An 8243-nucleotide genomic window follows, 5' to 3' on the forward strand; every position below is an offset into this window, starting at 1 on the left:
TGTTTTCCTCGATCATGGGCATGGGCACATGGCCCGATGGGAATGTCTGCGGCGAGTCGCCACAGACCGCAGGCGGGTCGCCCGCGCTACCCAGCACACCCTTGGCCCACGCGCGTTTGGTGAGTTCGCCCTGCACTTCGAGTTCGCCGAATTGCGCCTGGTCGTTGGCGTCGGCAATCGAACCGGGGCGCAAACCGTTGCGATGATGCCGATGATGAAATTCAACTGGGTCAAAACTTTTCAAATTCAACTCGCGTTAAAATTTTCCGTGAACTCGACAAATCAAACTTCCGCCTTGGCGAGCCAAAACTCTTTCACCTTCTCGAACTTGCCTATGCGCTTGGTGATCTTGGCGATCTCGCGCGGGTAAAACGCCAGAACCGTGTCGCAGAATTCCAGCATCCACGCCCGCCGCTTCTGCCTCGGGTCAATTTCAATTCGCTTGGAATCGGCAATCTGAATTTGACCCGTCCCAAGTGCGCCAATCGTGAGGCAGTCCCACTTCAAGTGCTCAATTGGGATGAAGTGAACGTGCTGCACCGTGACCTTCGTGCCACTGACGGCATACTTGACCATGAGCATGACGAAGTAGTTCGTGTCGTCCTCGTAGAAACGAGCGAGCCGGTCGACCGATGTGAGGTTTGGCATGTTGAACGCCGTGCCTTCGCGATGCGTTTTCACATCCACGACGCAGTAATTGGCGACGCTGTCTTTGAAAGCCAGGTCGGCCATCGCACGGCGCGCAAAGCTGGCGGAAGCTCACAACGAGGTCGCCAAGAATCCCCTCGAAGTTGTCTTCAATGATGGATTGGATGGCGTCGCCATCGGCTCGTGTGCTTTCGGCAGTGTCGGCGGAGAGAAAATCTGTTTGTTCGTTCAGCAGGTCACGGACTTTGCGTTCGATGCGCTCGCGTGACTTCGGTTCAAAAAGGGGAGAGTTCATTTCGCCTTGGATTTGGTGACGCGATACGGCGTCGGCGATTCCAGAAGCATCGGGTGCTCGTCCGCGACTGGCGCGCTCGGCTTCGGTTGCAGGTTGAGCGTGTTCCGCTCCCAGAAGACGCCTCCCGCGTAGCCCTGAATCGAAGAGTCGTCGTTTGCGAGTTCAACGCGCTTCGCGGAGAGGCAAGCGAAAGTCTCATCCATTTCGATTCCCAAGAAGTGTCGCCCAAGTTTCCGCGCCACCGCTGCCGTCGTGCCTGAACCGAGGAACGGGTCAAAAACAAAATCGCCTTCGCGACTGCTCGCCAGCAACAGCTTCGCAATCAGCTTTTCCGGCTTCTGCGTCGGGTGGTCGGTGTTCTCCGGCATGGACCAAAACGGAATCGTCAAGTCGGTCCAAAGATTCGAGGGATGCGTCAGTCGGAACTGTCCGTCCGCACCGTCCTCCCAGTCCTTTGGCTGGCCGTTCTCGCGATACGGCGCGATGACCCGGCGCTTCAACTTCACCGCCTCCACGTTGAAGCAGTAGTCGGACGACACCGTCGCGAACCAGATGTCCTCGCTGGCGTTCTTCCAGTTCGACTTCGCGCCGCGGCCCTTCTCGCGCTCCCAGGTGATGCGGTTGCGCACGATGACGTGCCGGTCCAGCACGCGATGCACGGCGGCGGACGACTTCCAATCGCCACACACGTAAAGGCTCGCCGTCGGCTTGAGCAGCGGCAGCACGCGAACGAACCAACCCTCGAACCACTCCTCATACTCCGCCAGCGACCGCTCGCGAAAACTCTCCGCACCGAACCGCTTCGTGAGGTTGTAAGGCGGGTCAAGGATGAGCAAATCCACGAACGCCTTGGGCAACTGTGGCAACAACTCGATGAAATCGCCGCAAACGATGCGGTCCGACAACGCCGCCACGCCCGCCGGCAACGGCGCGCGCAAAAGCCGCCGCGCCAACGCCGCCTGCTCGGACGCCGAAAGCGTCAGCGTGCGATTGCGTGGGGCGCGTGGTTTGTCTGAACCGTTCATGCTATGCGACGAACTTCGGCGGGAATTGGCCGCGCCAACCGGAGATGTTGCTCCGCGTCTGGTTGACAACATCCAGCTTTTGGCGGTCGAGGGTTTTCATCTGTTCAACGCTGTTGAAGTCATGAGCCAACCGCGCCAGCCTGCTCGAATGCCGCGTTCAGTTTCGTAATCGCCTGCAATGTATCGGCGAACGCGCCGGTCACATCGGCCTCCTTGTCGAAGTGGTAAGAGACGAAACGAATGCCATCTCGTTCCTGACGGTTGTAGAAATAGCAGGCGTTCTCAGCAAATCGTGGCGAAGGCATCACCTTGATGAGGGGCAGCAACGCCAATGCGCTCCGTTCGTCTTGTGCCTTGAGGTGAAGAACGTCGTGTTCCATTGGATGCGTCAGTTCAACCTCCGCTTTCTCAAACGGCGCGCACCGACCGCGAACTTTCTGAATCGAATAACGGTGAATGCCACCGCTGAATGTAGCCGCACCGGGAAGCACAAGTTCGTATCGCTCCCACGAAACGCCCAAGCATTCCCGCAGTTCAGTCAGATACGTTTGAAGTTCAGTGTGACGGTCTCTCGCTTCCGGTGCGCCTACAACACCGCCGTGTCCCGTCCAACTATTGCGTCGGCTGTTGGCCTTCTGGAGCAAAGAAACTATCCGGCTTTCCGTCAGGGCTTGGATTGTCTCTGGGTCGCGGCAGCAGAAGGCGGCGAAGGCCCGCTCTTTCTGTTCAGCGTCACCGTTCAAAAGTTGCCGACTTGTCTTGGAAAACCTCTCCATGATTCGCACCCATGTTCCGAAGTCAGCTCGTTGAAGTGAGATGTTCCCACCCACGCCATCTCGTAGCACCTTGAGTTCGGAAGCGAAGAATTCTTGGTTACGCGAGAATGCGCTAAGAAGAACGGTCGCCAAGAACTCCCCATAAGCCTCGAAGAAGTGGAGCAGGTGTTCGTAACGCACTTTGTCGTCTGTGCCGCAAGTGTGATACGCCCAGAGAATCGAACCGAGCGGGAACGGGAGCGTATCAATCCAATCCGGTAATGCCTCCTTGCGCTCGAACCGTTCCGCTGCCTTGGCAACCGTGTCGCAGCGACGCGGTTGTTCCCAAAGGCGTTTTTCCAATTCGCGCAACTCCGCAGACACTTCGCGAAGTCGCGTCTGCGTTTGGACGGTCATCCGCTGCGTGTTCACGTCAGGCAAGAACACAGTCATCAGGCCAATCGTTGCTTTGGTAAGTTTGGGAATCGTCACGCCTGACGTTGACTGCTCCCGAATCGAAAGGCCCAGAGGCGTATTGAAAAAGCCCGCCAAGTAATCAGGGTCGGCCGCCGCTGGGTTCACTATGAGCTGGGCATAATTGTGCGGCTTCATGCGGAATTGCCCGATTGAAGTAATCGCGTCTCCCCTGCCAATCATCGGAAGATAGACGGCATTCGGTTGCTCCTCGAAGCCGGGCGGCTCGCTCGACTTCGTGAGATTCACCGCAACGAGAATGTCCTGAAGTCGAGTTGGCGTGAGACCAAGACGAGAAGCCGTGCGGTCAACCTGCTCTTGTGCCTCCAAAACTCTAACGCCACGAAAGTCTGCTGGCGCGACCAACCGACCAGTTCCAACGTCGCGGCCTTCGCGTCCACCGTTGAAATTGCGGAGAAGCACATCATTCCGATTCGTGTCCTCGGAAACTGTGCCGACAAAGACACGCGCTGTCGGCTTTCGTGCAACAACTGCGAGTGCTCCAGCAACAGCGGTGCTCGGCAGAAAGACGCCCGGCGGCAGCGACAGATACGCAACCAGGCTCAGTCCACAGGCGTTTAGAGTCTCAACTGAGTGGTTACCTTGAATTTCTGCGAACCCGGTCGGCACAATCAAGACGGCAACGCCGTCATCCGTCAGACGCGAACCGGCCCATGCTGCGTGCGCGGTTGCCGAGTCAATGCTCCGTCTCGGGGTCTCTTGAAGAAATGGAAGTGACGTTTCTGCTTTGAGGCCAAATGGCGGCATCCCGAAGACGAAATCAAATCGCAGTTCTGTTTTCTCAAACCATGCAAGTGGAGTTTCACAAACAACCTCAACTGCCGTCCCTTTGCAGAGCAAGCGTGATAGCGTGGCGCACTCGGCGATTTGAGTAAGGGCTATGACCTTCGATTTCTGTTGCCCGAGAGCCTTGCCGACAAATCCAACAACGCCGCAACCGAAATCAAGGGCGGTGGAAATGTGGCGTCCAGCCGCGAGCCGCGTTACAAAATCAACAACCCGCTTCGGCGGAATAAATCCGCCGCCGTCGAAGCGCCCGACAATCTCTCGGATGTCTTCCTCCGTCACAGTCAAACCTTGCGCTTCGATTTCACGAACGAGAGCGCTCGGTTCGACCCCGCGCGGTGAACTCCGCAGACGGTCAATCAGTTGCCAGAGTTCTGCTTTCATTGTGTGTGTCTCAATTACATCAAACTCACGCCTTCGCGTAAACCTCCGCACCCTTCTCCACGAACTCCTTTGACTTCTCTTCCATGCCCTTCTTCAGCGCTTCTTCCTCGCTCACGCCTTGTTCGGCGGCGTATTTGCGGACGTCTTCGGTGATTTTCATCGAGCAGAAGTGCGGGCCGCACATGGAGCAGAAGTGCGCGGTCTTCGCGCCGTCCTGCGGGAGGGTTTCGTCGTGGAACTCGCGCGCGGTGACGGGGTCGAGGCTGAGGTTGAATTGATCTTCCCAGCGGAATTCGAAGCGCGCCTTGCTCAGCGCGTTGTCGCGGTATTGCGCGCCGGGATGGCCTTTCGCCAGGTCGGCGGCGTGCGCGGCGATCTTGTAGGCGATGACGCCGTCTTTCACGTCTTTCTTGTTCGGCAGGCCGAGGTGTTCCTTGGGCGTGACGTAGCAGAGCATCGCGCAGCCATACCAACCGATCATCGCCGCGCCGATGCCGCTGGTGATGTGGTCGTAGCCGGGCGCGATGTCGGTGGTGAGCGGGCCGAGCGTGTAGAACGGCGCTTCGCCGCACCACTCGAGTTGCTTGGCCATGTTTTCCTCGATCATGTGCATGGGCACATGGCCCGGGCCTTCGTTCATCACTTGCACGCCTTTGGCCCAAGCGCGCTGGGTGAGTTCGCCCTGCACTTCGAGCTCGCCGAATTGCGCCTGGTCGTTGGCGTCGGCAATCGAGCCGGGACGCAGGCCGTCGCCGATGATGGCGATGATGCAATTCAACTGGGTTAAAACTTTTCAAATGCAACTGGTGAAACAATTCTCCGCAATCTCGCCCGGCCAATCAACCTCCATCCTGATAAATGGCGGGTTCATCTCTGTCGAAAGGCGTCTCATCTCATCCGTAAAGCGGATTCGGATTTACCGCGTAATCTTGCACCAAGCTGACCGGGCAACAGCAGTTGCCACGGCGGTGAAACGAAACAAAAGACAACAAACAAACGAATCGTATGAAAAACATCACCACACTCGCGATGGCCGCTGTGCTCGGCCTCGCCCTCTGCTCGTCCGCCAACGCTCAAGGCCGCCCCGGCGGCGCTCGGGGTCAACGTCCCGGCAACATCCAGCCTCCCGCTGGTGCGCCTCAGCATCCCACGGATGCCGCTCCCGCCGTCGGACATCTCACCGAGGCCTACGCCAAGGTCGCGCCGTTCGATGCAAACAAGGACGGCCAACTCGACGCGACCGAGAAGGAAGCTCTCGCCAAGGCCATCGTCGAGGGCACGGTGCAAGCTCCGGCGCATCGCACGCCGCCCGCCGGTGTCACCCTCAGCGCCGAGCAGATTCTCGGTCGGATCGCTGGGATGTATTCGCGGGTCGCGCCGTATGACGCGAACCACGATGGCGTGTTGGACGAAACCGAACAGGCCGCGCTCAAGTCCGCCATCGAGAATGGCGAACTGCCCCGGCCCGGTGGTCCGCGCGGTCAACGTCCGGCCGGTGCAGGTGGTCCGCGCCGCTAAACGCTGGCATCCGCCAATCGTATGAATCAATTCCGCCGGGTCGCGCGCCCGGCGGAATTCTTTTGCTCCGCTTTTGAACGCCGTCCGTGCATCATCCTTGCGCCATGAATCCGCCAAACACTTCAAAGCCCACTCGCGACCAGCGTGCGCCTGTGCTCATTGCGCTGGGTGCGTGGCTCGCGCTTGGATTGTTGTTCACTGCGCAGGCCATGATGCTGGGTTCGCTGGATGTTCTGGCGGCCTTGCGGGTTTCGTTGCCGATGTGGCTTGTCTGGCTCGTGTTTGCGCCACTGGCGGTATGGCTGGCGTTCCGTTTTCCCTTCGAGCGGCGGCGACTGGCGTTGAGTGTGGCGGGGCATTTCGTTTTGTGCGGTGTGCTGGTGCTGACGAATCAATGGCTGCCGAATCGTCGTTTCACCACAGCGGAGGGAGGACCTGCGGGCGGCCCCCCGCCATGGGTGCGGCAGTCCTTCGGCGAGAATGAAAACGCGCGGCAACGTCCCACGCAATCAGGCCCGCCGGAAACGCGCCGTCCGCGTGGCGGCCCGCCGCTCGCCCGCGCCGCGCTCGACGTGCTTTTCTACGGCATCCTCGTCAGCTCGTGCCAGGCCGTGGTGTGGTCACGACGGGCACGGGAACGCGAGCGACGCGCGCTTGCTGCCGAGGCGCGTTTTGCCGACGCCCGGCTCGCAGCGTTGCAAATGCAGCTCAACCCGCATTTCCTCTTCAACACGCTCAACAGCATCTCGACGCTCATTCACACAGACGCCCGTGCGGCGGATTCCATGCTTGGCGATTTGAGCGAACTCCTCCGCGCCGCACTCGAAACGGCGGCCGTGCCGCAAATCCCGCTGCGCCGCGAACTTGAATTCCTCGGTCGCTACCTCGCCATTGAGCAGACCCGCTTCGGCGAACGGCTGCGCGTGGAGCAATCCATCGAACCCGCCGCGCTCGACGCCTTCGTGCCCACGTTCATCCTGCAACCGCTCGTCGAGAACGCCATCCGGCACGGCATCGAACCGATGCGCGCGGCGGGCGTCATCAGCCTCTGCGCCAGCCGAGTGGGCGATGCGCTGCGCCTCGAAGTGTGCGACACCGGCGCTGGGTTGAAGAATATTTTGAGCGCTGACGAACGCGGCATTGGCCTCACCAACACTCGCGCACGGCTCGAACAACTGTATCCCGAGTCTCACCAGTTCGCCGTGGGCAACCGCGAGAACGGCGGCTGCATGGTAAGCATGGAAATCCCGTTCCACCTCGCGCTGCGAACACAACCGGAGAGGCCCGCATGAAAATCCGCACCCTCATCGTGGACGACGAACGGCTCGCGCGGCAACGCATCCGCCTGCTTGCGCGCGACGAGCCTGACTTGGAAATCATCGGCGAATGTGCCAGCGGCCACGACGCCCTTGCCGCCATCGAACGCGACACGCCCGCGCTGCTCCTCCTCGACGTGCAGATGCCCGAGATGGACGGCTTCGAGCTATTGCAAAAACTCCCGCGCGAAAAATTGCCGGCGATTATTTTCACTACGGCCTTCGACCAGCACGCCGTCCGCGCGTTCGAGGAGCACGCGCTGGATTATTTGCTGAAGCCATTCAAGCCCGAACGCTTTCACGCCGCCATCGCGCGCGCCCGCCAACATCTCGCCAAACAGGAAGCCGCCGACGCCGGGCGACGCTCGCTCGAACAATTGCTCACGCAGTTCGCGAAGCCCGCGCCCGCCGCACAACGTTTCCTCTCGCGCATCACCGTGAAGACCGACGACAAAGTGTTCATTGTGCCCACCGCCGACGTGGATTCCATCGAGTCCGCCGGCAACTACGTCGCCGTGAACGTGGGCAAGGAGAGCCACATCTTGCGCGAGACACTGAATTCGCTCGAAGCGCAGCTCGACCCGGAAAAATTCCTGCGCGTGAGCCGAAGCGCCCTCGTGAACCTCGACCGCGTGAAAGAACTCCAGCCTATGTTCAAAGGCGAAAACATTCTCATCCTCCACAACGGTCGCCGCATTCCCATGACCCGCGGCCTCCGCGAAGTGGAACAGGCGCTTAAATTTGGTTGAACTGGCCAGACACCAAAAGTTGGATCACGCCTTCGCGTAAAGCTCGCTGCCTTTCTCGGCGAACTCGCGGGACTTTTCTTCCATTCCTTTTTGCAGCGCTTCCTGTTCGGAGACGCCTTGTTCGGCGGCATATTTGCGGACGTCCTCGGTGATCTTCATCGAGCAGAAGTGCGGGCCGCACATGGAGCAGAAGTGCGCGGTCTTCGCGCCGTCCTGCGGGAGGGTTTCGTCGTGGAATTCGCGCGCGGTGACGGGATCGAGGCTGAGGTTGA

General features: G+C 59.8%; 6 protein-coding genes and 3 pseudogenes. 3 read left to right on the forward strand and 6 right to left on the reverse strand.

From position 1 onward, the window contains the following. Positions 1-94: 94 nt before the first annotated feature. The 5 genes and pseudogenes from FJ398_23420 to FJ398_23440 form a co-directional block, all read right to left on the reverse strand. Positions 95-199 (reverse strand): annotated as a pseudogene (locus FJ398_23420) (hypothetical protein). An 83-nt stretch (positions 200-282) separates the two neighbouring features. Beyond that, positions 283-943, reverse strand: a pseudogene (locus FJ398_23425) (hypothetical protein). Then, a complete protein-coding gene (locus FJ398_23430; GenBank protein ID MBM3840852.1) occupies positions 940-1968 on the reverse strand; it encodes a site-specific DNA-methyltransferase in 1029 nt (342 codons plus the stop codon). The pseudogene FJ398_23425 and the gene FJ398_23430 overlap by 4 nt, the downstream one beginning before the upstream one ends. A gap of 119 nt (positions 1969-2087) precedes the next feature. Beyond that, positions 2088-4388: a hypothetical protein gene (locus FJ398_23435; protein ID MBM3840853.1), complete on the reverse strand. Its 2301-nt coding sequence runs from the start codon at positions 4386-4388 to the stop codon at positions 2088-2090. Between the two features lie 25 nt (positions 4389-4413). Beyond that, positions 4414-5151 (reverse strand): annotated as a pseudogene (locus FJ398_23440) (phosphomethylpyrimidine synthase). A 242-nt stretch (positions 5152-5393) separates the two neighbouring features. On the opposite strand from FJ398_23440, the gene FJ398_23445 reads away from it, so the two are divergent. The 3 genes from FJ398_23445 (at position 5394) to FJ398_23455 (ending at position 7971) form a co-directional block, all read left to right on the forward strand. Beyond that, the gene (locus FJ398_23445; GenBank protein MBM3840854.1) at positions 5394-5906 is read left to right on the forward strand and encodes a hypothetical protein; all 513 of its coding nucleotides are present in this window, start codon (positions 5394-5396) and stop codon (positions 5904-5906) included. A 104-nt stretch (positions 5907-6010) separates the two neighbouring features. Beyond that, positions 6011-7198, forward strand: coding sequence for a hypothetical protein (locus FJ398_23450; protein MBM3840855.1), 1188 nt, complete (start codon positions 6011-6013; stop codon positions 7196-7198). Continuing rightward, the gene (locus FJ398_23455; GenBank protein ID MBM3840856.1) at positions 7195-7971 is read left to right on the forward strand and encodes a response regulator; all 777 of its coding nucleotides are present in this window, start codon (positions 7195-7197) and stop codon (positions 7969-7971) included. Before FJ398_23450 ends, FJ398_23455 begins: the two co-directional genes overlap by 4 nt. A gap of 24 nt (positions 7972-7995) precedes the next feature. On the opposite strand, the gene FJ398_23460 is transcribed toward FJ398_23455, so the two are convergent. After that, positions 7996-8243: phosphomethylpyrimidine synthase (locus FJ398_23460; GenBank protein ID MBM3840857.1), on the reverse strand; the 248-nt coding region annotated here is incomplete at its 5' end.

This window comes from Verrucomicrobiota bacterium (assembly GCA_016871535.1).
In the GTDB taxonomy this organism is placed as follows: Bacteria; Verrucomicrobiota; Verrucomicrobiia; order Limisphaerales; family SIBE01; genus VHCZ01.

What these genes read in the sequence shown, in the direction of transcription:
- FJ398_23445 (MBM3840854.1), top strand. Translation starts at nt 5,394, where the DNA reads ATGAAAAACATCACCACACTCGCGATGGCCGCTGTGCTCGGCCTCGCC.
- FJ398_23450 (MBM3840855.1), top strand. Translation starts at nt 6,011, where the DNA reads ATGAATCCGCCAAACACTTCAAAGCCCACTCGCGACCAGCGTGCGCCT.
- FJ398_23430 (MBM3840852.1), bottom strand. Translation starts at nt 1,968, where the DNA reads ATGAACGGTTCAGACAAACCACGCGCCCCACGCAATCGCACGCTGACG.
- FJ398_23455 (MBM3840856.1), top strand. Translation starts at nt 7,195, where the DNA reads ATGAAAATCCGCACCCTCATCGTGGACGACGAACGGCTCGCGCGGCAA.
- FJ398_23435 (MBM3840853.1), bottom strand. Translation starts at nt 4,388, where the DNA reads ATGAAAGCAGAACTCTGGCAACTGATTGACCGTCTGCGGAGTTCACCG.